At 32.1% G+C, this 21,617-nt stretch carries 17 protein-coding genes; 14 read left to right on the forward strand and 3 right to left on the reverse strand.

Going from position 1 to position 21,617, the window contains the following annotated elements:
* The first annotated feature begins 28 nt into the window (after positions 1 to 28).
* Both EYD45_RS16880 and EYD45_RS02130 read left to right on the forward strand, forming a co-directional pair.
* Positions 29 to 1,813 (forward strand): hypothetical protein, encoded by a 1,785-nt coding sequence (locus tag EYD45_RS16880; RefSeq protein ID WP_207303280.1) that lies wholly within the window; start codon positions 29 to 31, stop codon positions 1,811 to 1,813.
* Positions 1,814 to 1,842: 29 nt separating this feature from the next.
* Positions 1,843 to 2,328: a hypothetical protein gene (locus tag EYD45_RS02130; protein ID WP_233702489.1), complete on the forward strand. Its 486-nt coding sequence runs from the start codon at positions 1,843 to 1,845 to the stop codon at positions 2,326 to 2,328.
* A gap of 70 nt (positions 2,329 to 2,398) precedes the next feature.
* Here EYD45_RS02130 and EYD45_RS16690 read toward each other — a convergent pair whose 3' ends face one another.
* A complete protein-coding gene (locus tag EYD45_RS16690) occupies positions 2,399 to 2,560 on the reverse strand; it encodes a hypothetical protein (RefSeq protein ID WP_165453868.1) in 162 nt (53 codons plus the stop codon).
* A 465-nt stretch (positions 2,561 to 3,025) separates the two neighbouring features.
* Between EYD45_RS16690 and EYD45_RS02135 the strand changes: the two genes are divergently transcribed.
* From EYD45_RS02135 to EYD45_RS17095, 12 genes are all read left to right on the forward strand, one after another.
* Positions 3,026 to 6,928 (forward strand): hybrid sensor histidine kinase/response regulator transcription factor, encoded by a 3,903-nt coding sequence (locus EYD45_RS02135; protein WP_130962691.1) that lies wholly within the window; start codon positions 3,026 to 3,028, stop codon positions 6,926 to 6,928.
* Positions 6,929 to 7,069: 141 nt separating this feature from the next.
* Positions 7,070 to 7,219 carry a hypothetical protein gene (locus tag EYD45_RS16695; RefSeq protein ID WP_165453869.1) on the forward strand — a complete coding sequence of 50 codons (150 nt, stop codon included), beginning with the start codon at positions 7,070 to 7,072 and terminating at the stop codon, positions 7,217 to 7,219.
* Between the two features lie 11 nt (positions 7,220 to 7,230).
* Positions 7,231 to 8,196, forward strand: coding sequence for a hypothetical protein (locus EYD45_RS02140; RefSeq protein WP_130962692.1), 966 nt, complete (start codon positions 7,231 to 7,233; stop codon positions 8,194 to 8,196).
* A 5-nt stretch (positions 8,197 to 8,201) separates the two neighbouring features.
* Complete coding sequence (locus tag EYD45_RS02145; protein WP_130962693.1) at positions 8,202 to 8,735, forward strand: hypothetical protein; 534 nt, start codon at positions 8,202 to 8,204, stop codon at positions 8,733 to 8,735.
* Positions 8,736 to 8,842: 107 nt separating this feature from the next.
* Complete coding sequence (locus tag EYD45_RS02150; RefSeq protein ID WP_130962694.1) at positions 8,843 to 9,787, forward strand: DUF4412 domain-containing protein; 945 nt, start codon at positions 8,843 to 8,845, stop codon at positions 9,785 to 9,787.
* Between the two features lie 12 nt (positions 9,788 to 9,799).
* A complete protein-coding gene (locus EYD45_RS02155) occupies positions 9,800 to 10,993 on the forward strand; it encodes a hypothetical protein (protein ID WP_130962695.1) in 1,194 nt (397 codons plus the stop codon).
* A 12-nt stretch (positions 10,994 to 11,005) separates the two neighbouring features.
* Entirely contained in the window at positions 11,006 to 11,206 is a 201-nt protein-coding gene (locus tag EYD45_RS02160; protein WP_130962696.1) for a hypothetical protein, read from the forward strand.
* Positions 11,207 to 11,310: 104 nt separating this feature from the next.
* Positions 11,311 to 14,352: a hypothetical protein gene (locus EYD45_RS02165; protein ID WP_130962697.1), complete on the forward strand. Its 3,042-nt coding sequence runs from the start codon at positions 11,311 to 11,313 to the stop codon at positions 14,350 to 14,352.
* A 25-nt stretch (positions 14,353 to 14,377) separates the two neighbouring features.
* Entirely contained in the window at positions 14,378 to 15,001 is a 624-nt protein-coding gene (locus EYD45_RS02170) for a hypothetical protein (protein ID WP_130962698.1), read from the forward strand.
* 35 nt (positions 15,002 to 15,036) lie between these two features.
* A complete protein-coding gene (locus EYD45_RS02175; RefSeq protein WP_130962699.1) occupies positions 15,037 to 15,984 on the forward strand; it encodes a hypothetical protein in 948 nt (315 codons plus the stop codon).
* 540 nt (positions 15,985 to 16,524) lie between these two features.
* Entirely contained in the window at positions 16,525 to 17,538 is a 1,014-nt protein-coding gene (locus tag EYD45_RS02180) for an agmatine deiminase family protein (protein WP_130962700.1), read from the forward strand.
* Entirely contained in the window at positions 17,531 to 17,689 is a 159-nt protein-coding gene (locus EYD45_RS17095) for an agmatine deiminase family protein (RefSeq protein ID WP_130962901.1), read from the forward strand. The genes EYD45_RS02180 and EYD45_RS17095 overlap by 8 nt, the downstream gene beginning before the upstream one ends.
* 421 nt (positions 17,690 to 18,110) lie before the next feature.
* Here the strand turns inward: EYD45_RS17095 and EYD45_RS02190 are convergent, their stop codons facing one another.
* Positions 18,111 to 19,529, reverse strand: coding sequence for a T9SS type A sorting domain-containing protein (locus EYD45_RS02190; protein ID WP_130962701.1), 1,419 nt, complete (start codon positions 19,527 to 19,529; stop codon positions 18,111 to 18,113).
* Positions 19,530 to 19,739: 210 nt separating this feature from the next.
* Positions 19,740 to 21,485, reverse strand: coding sequence for a LytTR family DNA-binding domain-containing protein (locus EYD45_RS02195; protein WP_130962702.1), 1,746 nt, complete (start codon positions 21,483 to 21,485; stop codon positions 19,740 to 19,742).
* Positions 21,486 to 21,617: the final 132 nt, after the last annotated feature.

The raw sequence follows: 21,617 nt of genomic DNA on the forward strand, positions 1-21,617 counted from the left end.
TAAATTTTATAATAATACCCATTTCATTATGAAAACATTAAAACCAATCTTACTATTAGTTATAGGGATGCTATTCACTATGACTTCTTGTAGAACCGAAGACGATTTAAGTATAGACCCACCAGTTGAAGATACTATTGAAGCCAGCTCAAAAATAGCCAACTTAATGAGTAGAACAGCTACTAAAGATGGTTCTAATGATAATATTATCGATAACGCTAGTTGTTTAAGCGTTCAACTTCCAGTTACCGTAACTGTTAACGGAATTGAACTAGAAATAAATGATGACGATGGTTATGAGGATATTGAAGATATTATTGATTTGTTTGATGATGATGTCGATTCAGTTGTTATTTCATACCCTGTAACAATTATTCTAACAGATTTTTCAACAGTTGTGGTTAACTCTGATGCCGAATTAACGGCTCTTGCAGTTAACTGTGCTGGGGAAAATGAAAATGATGACGATATAGAATGTATTGACTTCCAATATCCTATTACTGCATCTGTTTTTAATGAAAACAATGATTTAATCAGCTCTATTACTATCAACAATGATAATGATATGTATGATTTCATTGATGATTTAGATGAATTTGCAGCAGTAACCATTAACTTCCCAATTACCGTAATATTTGCAGATGGAACAACACAAACTATAAATTCTATTCAGGAACTAGAAAACGCTATTGAAATAGCAGACGATAGTTGTGATGAAGATGATGATAACGATTTTGATGATGATGATTGTGATAACTGTACAACTAATGACCTTGAAACTGTTTTTGCAGATTGTACTCAATGGACAGTTGATAAACTAGAGCGTAATGACAATGACCTTGAAGATAACTACGTAGGCTATGTATTTGAGTTTAATAGTGATGGAACGATTCTAGTTACTCAAGGGTCTAATACATTCAATGGGACTTGGGAAGCTTCAGGTTCAGGCAATAATATATCAGTTGTAATTAATGTTACTGGACTGCCAGACTTTAACGATACTTGGAACTTACACGAAATTGAACAAGATGATGACGAAGTTGATGTTGATTTAAGGTTAGGAGACGATAGATTGCGATTTGAGAGTGATTGTCAATCTGGTGGAAACATTGATGATACAGCAATGGTAAACGCTCTTACAAGTGGTGATTGGTATGTCACCTACTTCTTTGATGACACCGATGAAACAGCAGACTTTTCAGACTATGTTTTCAATTTTGCGTCAGACAATACCGCTACGGCAACAGATATGAACGGAACGACTAATGGTTCGTGGTCAACAACATCAGGAGATGAGACCGAACTAGGATTAAACTTAAATTTCGGGACGGGTATGCCACTTGATGAATTAGCCGATGATTGGGATGTTCTTGAAGTAACCAACGACATTATCAGGTTAAAAGATATTAGTGGTGGAGATGGTTCTGAAGACTTTTTAACCTTTGAACGAACACCTTTTGATGGGGGAAATGGTAATGACGATTTAACTACAATTCTATCAGATGGCCTTTGGATAGTAGCATCCTATACAGAAGATGCCGATGATCAAACCGCTAACTATACAGGTTATGAATTGAATTTTAATATAGATGGAACAGTTTCAGCGTCAAATGGTGCAAATACAAATAATGGTACTTGGTCTGTATTTAGTTCTGGTAATCAAATGACTCTGGACTTTGGTACAAATATGCCATTTGATGAATTTAATGATGATGACTGGGATGTTATTTCAGTCTCTAGTACAGAAGTGGTTTTAAGAGATATTAGTGGTGGAAATGGCGGAACAGACACTTTAACCCTCCAAAAACTTTAATGCAAAATTTTAATTTAAAAATAGTAGTTATGAAAAAAGTATTTAATCTAGGATTCTTATTAATGTTAAGTTTTTCACTAATGTCATCAATGTGTTCAACAGACGACGATGATGGAAGCACAAATAACAATAGTCAACAAATAGCAGAAATAGAAAGCACAGCGCAATCAGGAGCGTGGAGAATTACAAATTTTAATGACTCTGGTCAAAATGAAACTTCTGATTTCAATGGTTATGACTTTACATTTAATGCAGATGGCTCACTAGTTGCTACAATTGGTTCAAATACCCTAACAGGAACTTGGTCTGTTACAGATGATAGTAACAGTAGTGATGATAGTAGTAATGATGACGATATAGATTTTAATATTTTCTTCCCTGTATCAGAAGACAATGATTTTGAAGACTTAAATGATGATTGGGATGTAGTAACAACAACATCTACAAGAATTGAACTCATTGATATTAGTGGCGGAAATGGCGGTACAGATATGCTCACATTTGAGAGAAATTAATAAAACAAGGGTTTTAAGTTAGTAATTGTCTCTAATAGTAAGTAAACCAATCACACACTTTGTGGTTGGTTTAATTTTTTAAGTTCAATCTTGTGTTAAACAAAAATGGAATAGAATAGAACATTTCTTCGGTATAATGTTGGTTGGTTCTTATTTTGCTTCCTAAAATCCATGTCATTTCATACACATTTTGCGGCATCTCTTCTGCCCTATCGCAAAAAGAGTATTCCATTATATTTTTAAGGAAACCTTTTAGAACAAAAAAATAAAATATATACTTCACCTTAGCTTTTTACCAAAGCAAAGTTACATAACGCTAGTACATTATAGTGCAAATGTATTGTTTAGTTAATAAGAGGGTTTATCCATTTGTAAGCTATAATTCTATATTATGTAAAATAGCCGCTACCAAACGCTCGATTGCTTTTATAAAATCAAATTGCTTTTTGCAATTTATTTATAACACAATTATCCATCGCTTGCCAACACATTATAAAAGCTAAGTTTTGGATTCCTATTGAAATTTAGGATGCTAGTAATATGAAAAATTTGTAAATGTATAATGTATACCTTAATGTTTTATTTTAAAGGTTAAAGAATTAGTATCTTTCCCTATTAATTCTGACTTAAAAATGGCAGAAATAGTAAAGTCTTACATATAGTAATCTTTATAAACATTTTCAGTAAATTTAAGCCTATGAATTACTTAAGGTTACTCTTTTTTTGCTTCTTTACAACTTTTATCTTCTCTCAAAATGATAAACATGTTATTTTTAGAGCTCTTACTGTAGAGCAAGGCTTGTCCCAAAATAACGTGGTTAGTATTGCTCAAGATTCCATTGGTTTTATGTGGTTTAATACTGAAGATGGTTTAAATAAATACGATGGCAAGGAAACTACAACTTATTATCTAACTTCAAACAAAATTAAAAGAGAAGCTAAATACCTTAGTAGAGAGGTGTTTGTTGATAAAATTGGAAAATTATGGGCTATTAATAATTATGGGAAGTTAAATTATTATAATCAAGAGACAGATAAATTTATTGAGTTACAAAAGTTAAAAGAGGTTATTACTATTGCTCAAGATTCGGACTTGAACTACTTTATCGGAACTTATGGTCAAGGGTTATTTAAAATTGATTATCGGTCGAAAGATACCATCCAGATTTTAAAACCTCAAGACAAACATTTTGCCGTATGCAGTTTTGTTGAAACAGATAAACATTCTATACTTGCTACAACCGATGACGGTATAATTGAAATAAAAAATAACAATTACGAGTTTATTGAGCTTGCTTCTGAAACTATATTTAGTCGGTTTGCAAAATCTAGTGCCGGAACTATTTATTTGGGTAGTTATGAAAAAGGGCTTTATATAAAAACTAAAAACAGTGAAGGGTTTAAACAATTTAAAGGATTTGATGACAATCCTTTGCCTGACGATTTAATAGTCAAGGATTTATTGGTTGATAAACGTGATTGGCTTTGGATTACTACAGAAAGGCGAGGGGTTTTTTTACTGGATTTTAAATTAAAAACTATTCAAAACTTTCTTTATAATAAAGAAGAACAGTATTCCATAGGTTCTAATTCATTGTTTTTTATGAATGAAGATAATTCTGGAACTATTTGGATTGGTACTAAAGGAGCTGGTGTCAATTATTTCGATGCTTATTTGTCTAAATTTAATTTATTGACAAACGATCAAATTCCAAATACTATTCACATTGATGGTATTAGAGCCATAACAACTGACAATAAAAATGCCATATGGATTGGAACCGAAAGCAAAGGCTTAACTAAAATAGGCACTCAAAAGAATAGTTTTTTTACGTATACAATGGAAAATTCAGATCTTGTAGGAGACAGGATTGTAAGTTTGTACTACGATGATGGGTGTTTGTGGATTGGACATTTAGATAATGGTCTTCAAATTCTTGATACAAATGGTAAAATGAAAACCTACAACGAAACGTCATCATTTACTATTCTAAAAATATACAAGGATGCTAAAGGTAATATGTGGCTATGTACAAATAAGGGCCTAATACTTTTTGATAAAGACAAAGGTGTTTTAAAACAATTTAATTCAAACAATTCTGGGTTAACTACAAATTACTATATCAGTACTGTTGAACAAGATATTAATACAATAGAGCAAGGAGATGCCAATACCCTTTGGGTAGGAACAGAATTTGAAGGCTTATACAAACTGAATTTAAGTGATAATAAGTTTTCAGTGGTCGAAGGAATCTCTGATAGAATATTTTCTTTGTACTATAATGATTCAAAACTTTGGATTGGAACAAATGGTAATGGATTAAAACTATATAACACAGAAAGTGGTTTTATATCAAAATTCTCAACAAAGGACGGCCTTCCTAATGATATTATCTACAGTATTTTGCCAGATTCAGATGGGTATTTATGGTTGACATCCAATAAAGGTATTACGAGGTTTAAGTTTGAAAACGATTCTATTTCAAGCATCAAAAATTATGATAATTATTTTGGACTACAATCTCATGGGTTTAATGCCGGAGCGTATCATAAAGATAAATTAGGAAACCTATATTTTGGTGGTATTAAGGGCATCAACTGGTTTAATCCTGATGAACTTAAAACGAATCCTGTTTTACCTAAAACAGCTTTAACCAAGTTAGAACTGTTTAATAAGGAAATTCCATTTTCTGATAATCTAGAACTTTCATCTGATCAAAATACGTTATCATTCTCATTTGCTTCGTTACAGTTTTCACAACCAGAGTTAAATCAATATAAATATCGATTAATTAATAATGATGAAGACTGGATTGATGCTGGTTATAATTCTATAGCACATTATACCAACTTGCCTCCAAATAACTACACCTTTCAAGTAATATCCAGTAATTATGATGGTGTTTGGAATGACGAACCAGCAACATATAGTTTTACTATTTTAAAACCATGGTATGGTACAAACTTGGCATATACTATTTACGGATTAATAGTCTTGAGTAGCCTCTACTTCTTTTTTCGTTATTTAAAATGGCGTATTCAGATAAAGAATGATTTAGAGTTTGAGCAAAAGGAAGCGGCTAGGTTAAAACAATTAGATGAATTTAAAAACCGCTTATTTACCAATATTTCGCATGAGTTTAGAACGCCATTAACTCTAATTTCTGGTCCTGTTGAAAACCAATTGGCTAAACCAAATTTAAATACCGAAGACAAAGAAGAACTCTCAATAGTTAAACGTAATGCGGCAAGATTACTAAATTTAGTTAACCAAATCTTAGACATTTCTAAGTTAGAAACAGGAAACTTAAAACTTTCAGTTGCTCATGATAATCTTGAACTTAATTTAAAACAACTGGTATCAACATTTAAGTTTAAGGCCCAGAAAAAGCAAATTGATTTTACATACAACATACAACCTACACACATGGTTTGGTTTGATAAAGATGTGGTTGATAAAATAACCATAAACTTACTTTCAAATGCCATAAAATATACACCTCAAAAAGGATTTGTTCGTTTTGAATCTTTTGTAGAAAATGGACATGTTTCAATAAGTGTTACCAACAATGGAGTTAATTATTCATCCGAAGATTTACAGAAACTGTTTACAAGATATTATCAAGCAGGGAAAAATAGTGGTGGTACAGGAATTGGTTTAGCTTTGGTAAAAGAACTTGCTGTACTCTCTCATGGTAATGTGGTTGCACACATGCTAAATAATGATGAGATTCAGTTTACAGCAACTTTGCCTATAGAGCGTTCATATTTTAAGGCTTCAGAGCTTTCTGAAAGTCCAAGCATCTCAATTAATGATGAGCAATTACAATCAGATAAAGAAACACTGAATACAAAACAATTAGTTTTGTTGGTAGAAGATGATGACGATATTAGGCAATATGTAAAATCTTTTTTGAGTAAAAGCTATAAAGTCATAGAAACTGTAAACGGAAAAGAAGGTATTAAAAAAGCAACTGACGTTATCCCAGACATAATAATTAGTGATATAATGATGCCTTTAGAAGATGGTATAGGTTTATGTAATGCATTAAAGCAAAACGAAAAAACAAGTCATATTCCTATTATATTATTAACAGCAAAAGCTGGAAAGGAGCATGAAATATCAGGCTTAAAAGTTGGAGCAGATGCTTATGTAACGAAACCGTTCAATAAAGAAAAACTGTTAGTGCAAATAGAATCTCTTTTAAATATTAGGCAACAGCTTCAGAAAAAATATAGTCAAAACTATAAACTCAAAGAATTGGCTGTGGCTAACACAGAGCAGCAGTTTTTAGAAAAATTATATCAAGTTCTTAATAATTCAATTACAGAAAATAGCTGTAGCGCAGAATTTTTAAGCAAAAAAATGTTGATGAGCAGAATGCAACTACATAGAAAACTAAAAGCACTAACAGGTTTGTCAACTACAGAGTTTATAACTAAAGAACGTTTAACGTTAAGCTTACCACTTCTTAGAAAGTCTGACGTAACCATAGCCGAAATTGCATATCAAACAGGCTTTAATTCACCTTCTTATTTTAGTACTTGCTTTAAAAAGCATTACAATACCACACCAGAAGCATATCGCGCGTCTCAGTAAACACAGTACTTATTAGCATTTGTTACATAAGTTAAAAGGATCGTTACATATGTGTAATAGCAGCTTTTAACTATAAAATACTTTTGAAACAAAATCAACTAGACTTTAGGATTGGTTGATGGTTGTCAAACAAAAATGGTAATGGATAAAACTAAAGATAAACCACAAATGCAACACATATATTTAAATATAGATCATCTTAAAAAAGGTAATTACATATTCAATTTTATGATTGAAAACAAAGTGCATAAAACAGTAAAGATTAAAAAAACAAAAGACAATAAATCTTAAACATTATTCTAATGAGGCTAAACACAAAACATATTTTTTTATTGATATTTTGCTTTGGTGTAGTTTCAACTTCAGAAGCTCAATTACTCAAAAAACTCAAAAAGAAAGCAGAAAAAGCCATAGAGCGTACTGTACTTAAAAAAACAGACTCGCTTGTTGCTAAAAAAACTGAGAAAACAATTGATGGTGTTGTAGGTGGAGAAGAAGGCGATGCAAAGGATAATAATTCCAAAAGCGGAAATATTCCTATAGGTACAGAGTTTTCTAACCCTTCACTTGAAAATAATACTGAAGCTAAAAAAGCATGGTATACATCAGATTTAAGAGTTACGTCTTACGATAAAGACAAACAGTCGGATATGGTTAACTATTTTGATGCAGATGCTGTGGCTATGCAATCAAATTATAAAGACCAACGTACAGGACAGCCAGTGACTTCTTTTATAGATAGTAACGGTTTTTTTATTTCCTATAGCAGTTCAGAAGGGCAATATACCAAATCACAACTCCTAAATATGCCAGGAATGAATATGATGGCACCAAGCATGATGGGTACTGCTTATAAATTACCAGTTCAAGCTATATACGAAGCCATGGAAGAAATGGAAAGTAATGGTTTGGCAGTCTATCCGTTTATGCATGTCGATTTTCCCTTTGTGTTAAAGCCAGACCATTTTAGAGATGGAATGGTATCTAGTGACTATATAGAATCTCAGGAACCATGTAGAAATAACATGGGTTGTACAAAGTTTAATGTTACAGAGGCTGGCTATAAGGGTAGTTACATTTTATTCGACAACGAAGATAGACTTGTAGAAATAAATGTTAACGTAGAAAATGACCCTTTCTATGGTTCTGGTAAAGGTAAAATAGCATATTTCTATGAAGAATGTGAAGTAAAGGTACCAAAAGCAGTTGAGAAAAAAATGTTAGGGCAAGACTTGTTAATAAAAGGATTAAATCCAAATAAAAATTAAGACCAATGAAGTTACTTACTGTTATAATTTGCACTGTGTTGTTAATAGGTTGTAAAGAAAATAATGCAACAAAAACTTCACTTGTTAGTAGTACAAAAAAATCTCTAGAGGCAGGTAATGTAGCTGTATTGTTAAAAATGGAAGGAGAAATTTTTACCATGAAGCAAAATGAGCTTAACCCACAACAAAAACTGGATTTTGAAAACGACAAGCTTCAGTTTAATATCTATACTAATAAAAGTACGGTCTCCATAAATTTTAACCTCAATAAAACAGAGGCCTTAAAAAACGCACCAGTTACCTACACTATTCCAGAAGCTAATTCAGAAACAGTAAAAGTAGATTTAAGTTTTTTTAATAAAAATCGGCAAGTAGAAAAGCGCTCCAATAAGCGTGTGGTTTTTAAAAAAGGAACCATTACAATTTCAGAGCTAACCAAGAATAGCCTTAAAATGGAATTTGCTGGTGAAGGCTGCGGAATGATGGAACGTAGTGATGCACTTTTCCCTATTTCAGGAGCTATAAATATTAACTATTAATATCATTGATGCTGATACTAACTTACTTACCTCCTTATAGAATGCTATTAGTATATCTCTAGTAAACACAGTAAACCTCACGAAACAACTTACCAAAAACAAAAACTATGAAGCTAAAACAAATACTTTTATTAATAATGTGCTTGGGTGTAATCTCCACATCTGAAGCCCAACTTTTAAAAAAGCTTAAAAAGAAAGCAGAAAGAGCTATTGAACGAACTGTACTTAAAAAAGCAGACTCGCTTGTTGCCAAAAAAACAGAAAAAGCTATTGACAGTATGGCTAAAGGAGACTCCAAAAAAAACAAAAGAAATAAAAATAATAAGAGAAATCGTAAAACAACTTCCGAAGACGAAAAAGCACAAGGCATTCTGGATATCATGCTGAGCCAAACACCTAAAGAGGTAGGTGGTGGTAAAGAAAATAACGATAACACTACAGCAGGTAAACCCTTACTACCACCAGAAGACAACAATGTAAAACTGCCAGATAGTTACAAGTTTTCATATCAAGCCACTATACAAGTAAAAAGTAATAACAAAACTGCAGAAGTTGAGTATTTACTACAACCCAACGAAACCTATTATGCTAAAAAGCAAACCAAAAATGGCTTTACCGAGCATATTGTGTATGACAATGAGCGCAGTATAGAAGTGTATTATGCCGAAATTGAAGGCCAAAAAAGACAGGCTCGTAAAAAAATGGGAATTCTTACAAAAGCTAGATTATTGGGAGCTTACAAAGATGCACCAGACAAGCAAGTAAAACCCTTAGGTAGCAAGAAACTATTAGGTTTTAATTGCGAAGGTTACGAAATCTCAACTCAGGATGGAACCACACAGTTTTGGGTGACTAACGAAGCACCAGCTACGTTGTATGCAGTTATGTTTGAAAGCAGAGCTGAAGCACCAAACTCACCGTTTACGAAAAACTCCATGATTATGGAGGTTGCTTATACGTCTAAAGAATCTCCAAATGAGAATTACCAAATGGCATGTACACAATTACAGCCAAAAACCATGGTATTTAACAAAACAGATTATATAGAATAAAGAGACTAAACTATGAAAACAACTAATATTTATATAATAGTACTAACACTACTCTTAAGTGTGTCTGTACAAGCACAAACAAAATCTACCTCAGCTGGAAATGAAGCCTATAAGGGCATAGAAAATAGCTTTCTCGATTTTAAAGATGATGTTATTGAAACAGTTAATGACGTGAAAGATAAAGCTAATGATGTTTTAGATGACATTAAAGATGGCTTAGACAAAATTAGTTTTTGGGATAAATTTATGCAAGGTGATATTCAATTGATTATGAAAGGTAGTAATGAAAGAGTTGAATTGGAAAGTGATTCAGCTATTGACGCAAGAGGTTACAAACGTAATTATTACTTAAAAGAAATAGGTGACAATTCTTTAGAAATTAGATTTGATTGGGATAATAGAACTCTAATTATGGAAGGAGAAACTTCTGGTTGGGACTTTGGCAGGTCGTTTAGCAGTGGTAAGATAAGCGATTATAAAAAAGATTCAAAAAAATTTGTTCAATACACAGACAAAGATGGTAATTGGTACACACCAGTTGAGGATATGGAAGGTTATGAAAACATTGAATACATCAAATTTAATGCAAAGCAAATGGCTGTTTCTAACTTGCAAAAACTATTAGATTTATCGATGGATGATAAAGTAGAAAAGATTAAGATTTATCTATTTCAGCTAATTCAACATCATCAAATAGACCTTGCTATGCTTGGTGGTGGTGGTGGCGGTGAATACTCACTTCCTATGGGATTGTATAAACTATTACAAAACTTTGACGAAAAAAATGCAGAGCTTCAAAAGAAACTTGAAGAAGCCATAAAAATGATATTAAGTAAAGAACTAGAAGAAATTGGTGGCTTTCCCATCTTTATACATTGGGCATTTATATACTCACCAGAAGTTATTAAAAAGTATTATGGCAATAAAGTAGATAAAAAAACATTTGATTGCGATGGTTTTGCAAATGCCTGTTCAAAATTTACAGTATTGCAAGGTCCAGACAAAGGAAAATCTATGGAGTTTGACCGCCTTGGCAGACTCACCTTTATCAATTCCTTAAAAGAGGGTACAGCTCAATTCTTTTACGATAAAGATATTACGGTTACGCTACCTGATCCTAGTGTGGTTATGGATATGTCTAATATGATGAGTGATATTTTCAAGCAAAGAAATATGGAAGATAATTATAAAAAGAAGAAAGAATAGCTCGATAAAGAAATGGAAGAGTTCAGAGAGGAAATTGAAAAGCTTAATAAAAAGGAAGAAGTAATAGAATATTTAAAAGAAAAAATTAGCGAACTAGAAATACAAAAAGAACAAGCCGTTACGAAAAAAGACACAGAGAAATATCAGGAGATTATAGACGAATTGAAAAAAATATTAGATCAGAAAAATAAAGAGAATGTAATTAAAAACTAGTAAAAAGAAAAAGAGAAATTAAAAAAAGCAAAACAGCAAAAAAGAACTAACGAAAAAAAGTAATAAAGCTAAACAATCTGTCATAACAAAAGGATAATATAATTATGAATAGCACTTCAGAAACCATGTTAAACGATACTTCTCGAAGAGAATTTTTCAAGCAAATTGTACTAGGAGGTATGGGATTATACTTGTCACCACTGCTATTACAAAGTTGTAGTGAAGACGATTTGGGTAAACCACCATTTGGAGTGTGGAAAGACATGATTAAGGTTTTAGAGCAAAGCCCAGACCATTTTATAGGAAGGCGAAATGCTTTGGTGGCATCTAAAAATCCAGAAGCTATGACCAATTTTGTCAGGGAAAGTTTCCAAATTATACCTAGACAAAGTGACTTTTTGCATCAAGCCGCCTATGGCACTATATATGGAAAACAAATGGCATTGCGCTGCGGACTTGCAACACCACGAGAAAAAGCAGAGATTTTAAAGGATATGTTGGTAGAAGCAGGCTACGAAGCTAAAGTAGTTTTAGAAGAAACCAATATAACTTTAGATGAAGCTAAAGCCATAGTCTATCAAAAAATTGCACCAGAGTTTGCGCCACCAATTAGTAAGAAAAAAATGCGTAAATGGCAAAGCATGTTGGGAGTAACTAATACTCAAGGACATTATACAGAAATACCAAATTTTATTGAAAATTCTGAAGCACTGGCCACTAATTTGCTAAACAAAATTGACAAAAAGTATGTTAGAGATGTAAATGTCAATTTTAGGTTTCATAATAATGCTGTGCCATCTGTGGTGTTTTATGAAGAAGGAGTTGAAAAGTATGCACATGTGTTTGATCCAAAGGTGTCTTTTGGGAACTTTCATCCAACTAATAAAAACAAAACCTTCAATGAAGCAGGCGAATATAATGATCCATTAGATGAAGATATTACCATCACACTTTCTTGCAGAAAGGCTTTAGACCATTGGAATGAAACCGAATTGTTATCTGGTACATGGAAATTATCAGAATTATTGGGTAATCAGCTTCAAATACAGTTTTTAAACAATATGAGTTTTGAAGAACAGTCTGTAAAAACTATTTCAGAAATTAGTTCCTTCACACCTTGTTTTGCACTTCAAGACATCAACAAGGATACAGCTTATATGGAAAAACGAAGCGTTTTGGGTGAGCCTATAACCTTAGAAGGTGTTAAGATATTTGAAAACTATAATCCAGATAGTTTACCAAGTAATGAAGAAACGTCAGCTATAAAAAAAATACACTCTTTTGAAGGTACAGTTATGCCACAGGCATTTCCTAAAGTGCGCTTAGAGTTAAGCCCTAAAGATGCCCAAGGCAATATTATAGAAGGTGTTTCTATTAGTAATTTTGAAATACTGGATAACGATATGCATGTCACTGGTTGGATGAATCAAAATGTATTGTCGCCTAAAGTGCTATTATTATACGATACTTCTGCAAGTATGCCAGTAGAATATGCTGGCGAACAGATTAAATTGTTTTTAAAAAACACAGAAGACGCAATAAAAGTAGCGTACCCAAGAGCCAAAGTAATATTACAGCAAACAGGATCAAATATTTATACAGCTTTGCTTAAGGCAAAACAATTGGACGTTGACCTTATACTTTATGCAACTGATGGTGATAATAATGACTTATTTGATCCTTCGTACACACCTATATATGAGGCTGGACCACCTGCAATTTTTCTTAATGTAAAGCCTCAAGGTACTGTTTATCAATATCTAAGGGATAATATGGATTTTATAGAAATTTCTGCTGATAATCAGGAACTTACTATAACCGAAATCACTAAAATTGTAGAAGGCTTAAAGTTCCCAACGTATGTTGTAACATATAATTCATTTGGTGAAAATGAAGACCATAAAGTAGAAGTTAAAATAAAGGATACAACTCATAAAGTTAATCTCAATTATAAATTTCCAGAACCTAGCGACAGCCTTTTAGGTAATCGTATGGTAGGACTCTATTTAACGCTTAATAGATTAGGTAGAAACCCTATAAGACGAGTGTTAGCAGGTTATGAGCCGCATAACGATTATTATGGAAATCCAACCAAGCTCACACGAAAAATGGTTGACCAAGTACATGAAATGTTTCTCGGTGGTGCAGTCATGGCATTTGAACGAGAAGCACCTACGCTTTCAATTCAACTTACCGAATACTTGCAAACCTTAATGAGCAACCAAAACTGGTTTGAAGCCTATCAAAACGGAGATGTTAAAAAAGCTGTCGAAGAATTAGGGAAAGGCGGTTTAAGTTATCCATCTATTTTATTGAGTATGCTGCAACCTATAAAGAACAATGTCACAGAACATGCTGTAACCTATCCAAATGGATTTAGATCTTGTATTGTTAAGTTTACTCCAGGATATTACAACAAAGAAACTAAAACATCTTTTGATTTTTTACCTACTTCAGAGTATCAATCTGTATCTAGAATTGGAACTGGAAATTTTGAAGAAACGCTCAAAAAAACGGCACAACTAGCAATTCTTGAGGGACATGTGTTTCCAGACAGTGCCTACGCACAACTTAAAGAAAAACCCTTGTTGCTTAATAGAGAAATTGGAAATGATGATCAGTTCAGTCCCGGAAATTTAGGTAATGATGGTCATTATTTTGGTAAACAAATATTTGGAGGAGGTCCATTAAAGTTATTTGATACCTCTTGGCAGGTTAAATCTTTTTGGAGCATAGATACCACTAAAGGAGAACTTTATGGCATTTTACCTGACCAAACTGGAGGTGGTACACGAACCACTTACGAACAATTGATGGAATTGGACAAGGTTGTTGAAGGTTATAAAGTAATCTTAGCTAAAATGAAAGTAGGTATCACAGTTACAGGGCTTGGTAATTTGCCTATAGGTCTTGTTGCTACGTATAGTATGACCTTAGTAAAATTATATGCCTTGGCATCACAAGCATTAATATTGATGAATACTACAGGCATGGATGAGGATTTAACCTTGACGCTTCAAGCCTTGGCCTGTGATCTGTACAAGGAAATATTATATGATTCTTTTCGTGATGTTGGAACTTTTGGAGATACCATAGAAAATCTTATTGGTGCTATGGGAGGTGATTTCTCGTTTTTTAAATGCTAAATGATTTAACAATAAATAATTAAATATGAAATATCAAAAATCAATCCTAAAAATAACATTTGTATGTTTTACATCATTATTACTTTACACTTGTGGAAATAATGATAGAAGTGAAGCAAGTTCAAAAACCAACTCAGTAGTAAACAAAATAAAAACAGGTAACAACCTTGTTAAAGGCGCACGAGATTTAGCTGCTGAGTCTGAGGTCTTAAAAAAATTAACACCAATTTCTGTAGAAACCTTAAAAGCGTTCTTTCCAGAAACTATTTATGGTATGCCAAAAACCAATAGTAATGCCTTGGATATGGCAGGCGCTTCAACAGCTTTTGCTACCTATGGGCAAAATACCAGTAAGCAAATAAAACTAAGAATTTTAGATGGCGCAGGTGAGAAGGGTTCGGCAGCTACAACTGTTTATAGAGCTATTAAATATGATAAGACCAATAAAGAAGCATATGGTGATTACATTAAAATAAAAGAATACGATAACACCATTGTAAAACAACATTTCGATAAAAATCAAAACAGATATACCTTAGAGTTTTTCTACAACGACCGTTTTGCAATTAATTTACAAGTGACTGGATTTCAGCAAAAAGATGTATGGGCAATTTTTAAAGAATTTCAACTTCACAACTTAATTAACTAACTTTATATCAAACGCTAATACCTAATGCTATCATTATGAAAACAAATCAATCTTTAATAAGTATCTGCCTGTTATTATTTTGCATGCTTTTTAACTGCAAAAACGAAAATGGTAGAAAAACAAATATTGAACCTGTTACCGAAACACCATCAAATGTTATAGATATTGTAACTCGCAGTATGGAGTTTCAAACCATTGATACCATTACTTCTGGTTGGAATACCTTTAAATATCAAAACCTGTCTAATGAAACCCATTTCTTTTTAATGGATAAATATCCAGAGGGTAAAACAGTAGAAAATACATTAACAGATGTCGCTCCAGTTTTTGAAGAAGGTATGGATTTAATAAACGAAGGAAAATCAGAAGAAGGGTTTGCAGCCTTTGGTAAACTACCAGAATGGTTTGGTGAAATCGTGTTTTCTGGTGGTTCAGGACTCATTGGCCCAAAAAAAACAGCTATTACTACTATTAATTTAGAACCTGGATATTACATCATGGAATGCTATGTAAAAATGCCAAAAGGTAAATTCCATACCTCTATGGGAATGGCAAAACCTATAATAGTTACGCAAGAAAATAGTGGAAACACACCTCCTGAAGCTACAATAAATATAACTGTGTCAAATGGAGAAGGCATTACTTACGATAAACCAATAACAATGGGTAAGCAAGTATTTTCGGTTTTTTATAAAGAACAAAAGCAGCACGAAAATTTTATGCAGCACGATATAAATTTAGTGAGACTAGAAGCTAGTGCAAGTGAAGAAGCATTAGAAAAGTGGATGGATTGGTCGCATCCTAAAGGGCTCATTACTCCAGTTCCGGAAGGTGTTACCTTTTTAGGTGGTGTTAATGATATGCCAGCAGGTAGAACAGGTTATTTCTATGCAGATTTAAAACCAGGAAAATATGCTCTCATATCTGAAGTTCCTAATACAAAAAGCAAAGGGCTATTTAAAGTTTTTGAAGTAAAAGATTAATAATTCACAAAATCTTCTGACAGATCATTCCAATACGTTTGGATTAGGTAGTTAGAACTTGGTTTCTGTTTTAAAAGATTCAACAAATGATGTAGTTGTTTGGAATAAAATTTAAATTGATAGAGTTTTTATTATAAATTTGGAAAAGATTTCATATCAACCCCATTCCACACACATTCCACTACTATCCTATTGTCGCTTCGCATAAAGAGTGTTCCATTAACATCGTAAAGAAACTTTTGAAATAAATTTTTTGAAGAAACTCTAGTAACGACTCTCGTTTTTAACCAAAGCTCAAGTTACATAACGCAGAACATTATAATTCATTTTGAAATTATAATCCGACATTATATAAAATGTCTTTATAACATTAAAAGTACACGTTTTATTGTGATTATAAATAGAAATTTCTGATTATAATTTTTTTAAACTCTAAATATTGGCTATTCTTTTTTCAAAAGAAAAAATAGCCTTTAAGTGTATTTTCTATAAAATTTATATTTACATTTATAATAGTCCTAATTGATGGGATATACCTAAATGAAAACAAAAAAAATTATACTTGTTTGCCTAGTAATGGCAGCAAGTTTTACTTGGTTTTTTTTCTTTTTTGATCAAGATTATCAACCTACTACAGATTTTGACGACACTGAATCGCACTTATTAGTTTGGTCTCGACGTCATACAAATACCTATGTTAATTTTATTAAGCACCTAGCTGAAGATGATCATATTACGTTATACGTTCCTAAATCAACTCTAAAGGATAGTGTATTTAATACACTTACATCTGTTGGTGTTAACATGGATAATGTTCAACTAGAATCTATACAGAATGAGAAGATATGGATTAGAGATTTTGGCCCTGTATTTTTGATGAATAAAAGCGGAAAAATGAAGTCTTTAAGTTTTAAATATTACAAAAATGCCGAAAACATCTTTCCTTATGAGTACCAAACTATAATGCAAGAAAGATTAAGGGCTTCTTATATAGTTGGTATTGGTGGTGCCAGAGAATTAAATGGTAAAGGACTTGCTATAATGGTTGAAAAACACGAACAAGCAGCAAACCCAAATCTCAGCAAAAATGAAATATTTAAAGAAATGAAAAAGAAATTGGGAGTTAAAAAAATTATTTGGTTAAAAAGTGGACTTCCTCAAGATGAAGTAATATCAATTAAGCCACTATTGGACTCCATATTTACTAATGGAGCTGGTGACCACATAGATACTTTTTGTAGATTTATTTCTCCAAATACCGTTTTGCTTGCTCAGGTAAAACCTGATGAAGCCTTTACTAATCCTATTTTAAAATTAGCTAATGAACGTCTAGAAGAAAATTATAATATCCTCAAAAACTCTTTAGACCAAGACGGAAAACCTTTACATATTATTAGAATACCTATAGCTCCCCTACTCTTTGAAGAAGAAAAAAATTTTGAAGCAACCTTTAGCTATGTACGCTCAAACCGTTATTTAAACTTTATTATAGCCAAAAACAAAGTTATTGTACCTTGTTATGGGCAGTTCTTAAAAACAAGAAGCTATTTCTAAAGATTTAGAGACAGAAAATACATTTAAAAGTATTTTTCCAGGAAAAAAAATAGTTATGTTAGATTGTGTAGATTTAAATAGATATGGTGGTGGATTTCACTGTATAGCTATAAATAAGCCTAAGAAAAAGAAAAGAAGAAGAGCAGTATAACTTTTATAAATATGTAACTGACTTATATTCTTGAATATTATTAATTTTCTATTCCATACATAATATACTTCCTTCGTAAGGTGTCACAGTATAAAAGCTTCGTTTTGGCTTCCTTTTATATTTTAGACTATTTAGCGTTTGGAGAATGTGCAGTGGACATTATTAGCTAAATACGATTAGAAGTAGACTTTTAGTAAAGTGTTGCTTACAAATACAATCATCCTCTGGAGCCTTGTATTTGTATAGCCTAAAATATGAACGCTCCTCTCTCCTATTGTTTTGACCAAAATTTTATGAGGTCATAAACTTGATTTTATACAAAACTTTAGTATATCTTATAAAATAAATAGTATTCCCATAAACAAGTACAGGAATACTAAAAATAATTCTAATTTATATTTATTAAAAAAACGATTAACCACTAATTCTTAATTAGTTTTTTTGTGATGACTGAATTTCCAGATTTTAATTCCACAAAATATACTCCTGTAAGCAAATCGTGTATTTTGTAGTTTTTAGTAAAATGGTCTTTATATGTTTTTACTAATTTTCCTTGTAAGTCAAAAACATTTACGATTTCAATGTTTTGGTTTGTTTCTATTGTAAAGCTTTCTTTGGTTGGGTTTGGATAAAGGCTCACTTTTGAAATAGCATAATCTTGCGTTGATAACGTTGATGTGTTTAGGTAAAGCTTGCTAACTTTAGCAGTACCATTAAAGCCTGTTACTATAACGTCTGTCTTTCCATCTCCATTGACATCTGCATTAGAAAGTGATGCAAATCTAACATTTTCAAAAGGCAAGGTTGTAAGACCTGTAAAACCTCCAGTTCCATCATTGATGTATAATCGCGTTAAATAACTGCCGCCTTGTGTTAAACCGCTCATCAAAACGTCTAAATCAGTATCATTATCGGCATCAAAAATTGTAAGCGATGATGTACCTCCCACTCCAATAAAGGGAGCTCCAGTAACTTCTGAAAATACACCTGAACCATTATTAGAATATAGTCTAGCAATTCTTCCAATGGCATTGTCTCCTGCTATTAAAACATCTTGATCGCCATCATTGTCCATATCAAAAAATTGAATATCACCATTTGTTACCGCTAAAAAAGGTATTGTGCTTACTTGTGAAAAACTTCCAGTTCCATCATTAGTATATAATAGTATTTGACTACCGTTTACCGTATTAAAACCACTTAAAATGACATCTTGGTTACCATCATTATCAATATCGGCAAAAGCAGTAGATGAAAACTTTATGGCATTACTTACAACACTAAATGGAACTGAAATTTCCGAACCATTATTATCGTACAGTTTTGTTGCTGATAAATTACTTGCTGAGTCATCTTCACCACTCAACAAGGAATCCAAATTTCCATCATTATTTACGTCTGCAACACTAATATCTCCTTTATCTACAGAAATAAAAGATGTACCAGGAACTTCAATAAAATTACCATTATTATTTGCAAAAAAGCGAGTTGGTTTAAAACCGTTAGCATTTAATCCGGAGGTAATAAGCTCATCATCTCCATCATTATCAAAATCTGCAAAAGCAATTGAACTGTTGTAAATACCTTGAAATGGTGTTCCTGTTACTTCAGTAAAATTACCATTGCCATCGTTTTGATATAATATGGCAACTGGCGTGTTTCCTGTAGAACTTCCTGTAATTAATAAATCTTGGTCGCCATCTAAATCGTAATCGGTAAAAGCAACATCTCCCAAACTTACAGGTGCAAAACTATTAGAGGTATCTTCTACAAAACTAATTTGTGAAAACGAGGTATTAATAAAAAATAAGGCTATTGTAAAAAGGGTAAAGTTTTTCATAATAAAATAGGTTTTAAGTTTAATGTTGATTTGGACTCAAATCTATTACTATGAAAGATTACTGTACTGTGCTAACTCGCAATAGTACAGGATTGTTTTGTAAGTGTATGCTATTTTGCTGTAAGTGTAAAGTCAATGAAACAGAGCTTTTACACCCAATTTCTCATAAAAAACACAATATACATGTGATGTTTTCAAAAAAAAAGAGAATTAACTCAGCGTATCCAAAAATTCGCTAATTTCTTTCTTTTTACGTGCTGAAACAGGAATTTTATCCCCATTGTGCAGTTGCATTCCATCTTGGATTTGACGATTAAAAGATTGAATATAATCTACATTAACCAAGTGTGAATTATGTACACGTATAAAATTATGTTTGGTCAGTATATCTTCGTGATATTTTAAATTTTTAGAAGAAAATAGTGTTTTTTTAGTGGTGACTATTTTGGCATAGGTGCCATCGGCTTCACATCTAATAATGTCGTTAATATTTACCAACTCGCTAATATCTTGGCTTTTTACCAATAATTTATCAACTGTTTTGCCATTGCCATTGACATTATTTCCATTTTCTTTGGGTTGAAAATTTGGGTTTAGTTTAGATTGCAATAATGCTGCTTTAGTCTGCTCTAAATCTAATTTAACCGCAAGCGATTTGTTTTTTGTCAAAAAATAGTAACCTACTACAAACACTAACAATCCCAAAAAGCCTAACCCAAATAACAGGTAATTAATTCTTGCCCTGTTTTTGAGTTCTTTCTGCTCTAAAGTTTGTGCTTTTATTAGTGCGTCTTTCTTTTCAGTATCATATTTAAGTTGTAATTCTTCAACTATTTTTGCTTGTTTAATCGCTTCTTGTTTGTCTTTGAGCTGTTTTTCTAAAGCACTATATTTTTGAGACTCTTTATAGTTTCTCAAAGCAAAATTAATCTCGTATGCTATATGATACGCATGAATACTATCATTTGTACTATATTTGGGAACGTGGTACAATAGAGTATCTACATACTTTTTTGCCTCTATATCATGATTCTTATAAAGAGAGATATGAGGTAAAGAACCATAAATATTATTCAAAGCAATATTATCTAAATAGTTCTTGTATTGTAATGCTTTTTTTATGTATGGTTCGGCTTCTAAAAATTGGTCCTTATTAATATAGAGCGAGGCCATTACGGCATGAAGACTACCTTGATTTTGTAATAACTTATTAGTTTTTGCGTAATCTAAACCTTTATTATAGTAATATTTAACAGAATCCTGCAATGCTTTAGAATTGGGTTCACGTTTAGAACGTTTTTCAAAATAGTACACATAACTTTCTAATACATAGATTTGAACATTTTTAGGAACCTTGTTAGGATGATTTTTTATGATTTGAGAAAGCTTATCTAAATTTTCTTTAACCTTCGGTTCGTTATTTTGTTTGCTGTAAAGGTTTGTCAACCTATTATAAACAGAAGCTTGGGTTGCTATATCATTATCTTTATCTGCTATTTTTAATATATCAATAAGAATTTCAACGGCTTTGTCAAACTGTTTTGCTTCAGTATGATATCCAGAAATTAGTGTTAATGAACTTATAATCTGTTTATCGTTTTTTGACTTTTTAGCATATAAATAAGAACTATCTAAAGCTATTTTGGCATCGTCTAATGTTCCGCGATGTAGATGAGTGATAGATTGTGCACTATAACCTCTGCTTGTAAGTAAATCGAGATTACTTTTTTTACTAATAATAACAGCACGAGTGGAAATAGCTAAAAGTGAATCGAGGTTAAACTCATTTTGGTAATAATAATTGGCGGAATTTAATAATTCAACAACTTTCACACTATCATTTTGCCTTAGAGTTGTTTCATCTTTTACTCTTTTTACAGTCTCATTTTGTGAAATACATTTATTAGTAAAAAATATAATTGCTACAAAAATTACTGTGAAATACTGTCTTACCATTACTATCTAAATAATTGAAAGCCTAAATATAAAATTTAAATATATAAAATGAAGCCATTCCGCGCACATTACGCTTCCCACCTACACTTCGACAAGCTCAGTGACCGCGTCGTCGCATAAAAAGTGTTTACT

The organism is Hyunsoonleella flava, from assembly GCF_004310325.1.
GTDB classification, from domain to species: domain Bacteria; phylum Bacteroidota; class Bacteroidia; order Flavobacteriales; family Flavobacteriaceae; genus Jejuia; species Jejuia flava.

Excerpts from the sequence above, each read along its gene's own strand:
- EYD45_RS16880 (WP_207303280.1), top strand. The coding sequence starts at position 29 with ATGAAAACATTAAAACCAATCTTACTATTAGTTATAGGGATGCTATTC.
- EYD45_RS02130 (WP_233702489.1), top strand. The coding sequence starts at position 1,843 with ATGAAAAAAGTATTTAATCTAGGATTCTTATTAATGTTAAGTTTTTCA.
- EYD45_RS16690 (WP_165453868.1), bottom strand. The coding sequence starts at position 2,560 with ATGGAATACTCTTTTTGCGATAGGGCAGAAGAGATGCCGCAAAATGTG.
- EYD45_RS02135 (WP_130962691.1), top strand. The coding sequence starts at position 3,026 with ATGAATTACTTAAGGTTACTCTTTTTTTGCTTCTTTACAACTTTTATC.
- EYD45_RS16695 (WP_165453869.1), top strand. The coding sequence starts at position 7,070 with ATGGATAAAACTAAAGATAAACCACAAATGCAACACATATATTTAAAT.
- EYD45_RS02140 (WP_130962692.1), top strand. The coding sequence starts at position 7,231 with ATGAGGCTAAACACAAAACATATTTTTTTATTGATATTTTGCTTTGGT.
- EYD45_RS02145 (WP_130962693.1), top strand. The coding sequence starts at position 8,202 with ATGAAGTTACTTACTGTTATAATTTGCACTGTGTTGTTAATAGGTTGT.
- EYD45_RS02150 (WP_130962694.1), top strand. The coding sequence starts at position 8,843 with ATGAAGCTAAAACAAATACTTTTATTAATAATGTGCTTGGGTGTAATC.
- EYD45_RS02155 (WP_130962695.1), top strand. The coding sequence starts at position 9,800 with ATGAAAACAACTAATATTTATATAATAGTACTAACACTACTCTTAAGT.
- EYD45_RS02160 (WP_130962696.1), top strand. The coding sequence starts at position 11,006 with ATGGAAGAGTTCAGAGAGGAAATTGAAAAGCTTAATAAAAAGGAAGAA.
- EYD45_RS02165 (WP_130962697.1), top strand. The coding sequence starts at position 11,311 with ATGAATAGCACTTCAGAAACCATGTTAAACGATACTTCTCGAAGAGAA.
- EYD45_RS02170 (WP_130962698.1), top strand. The coding sequence starts at position 14,378 with ATGAAATATCAAAAATCAATCCTAAAAATAACATTTGTATGTTTTACA.
- EYD45_RS02175 (WP_130962699.1), top strand. The coding sequence starts at position 15,037 with ATGAAAACAAATCAATCTTTAATAAGTATCTGCCTGTTATTATTTTGC.
- EYD45_RS02180 (WP_130962700.1), top strand. The coding sequence starts at position 16,525 with ATGAAAACAAAAAAAATTATACTTGTTTGCCTAGTAATGGCAGCAAGT.
- EYD45_RS02190 (WP_130962701.1), bottom strand. The coding sequence starts at position 19,529 with ATGAAAAACTTTACCCTTTTTACAATAGCCTTATTTTTTATTAATACC.
- EYD45_RS02195 (WP_130962702.1), bottom strand. The coding sequence starts at position 21,485 with ATGGTAAGACAGTATTTCACAGTAATTTTTGTAGCAATTATATTTTTT.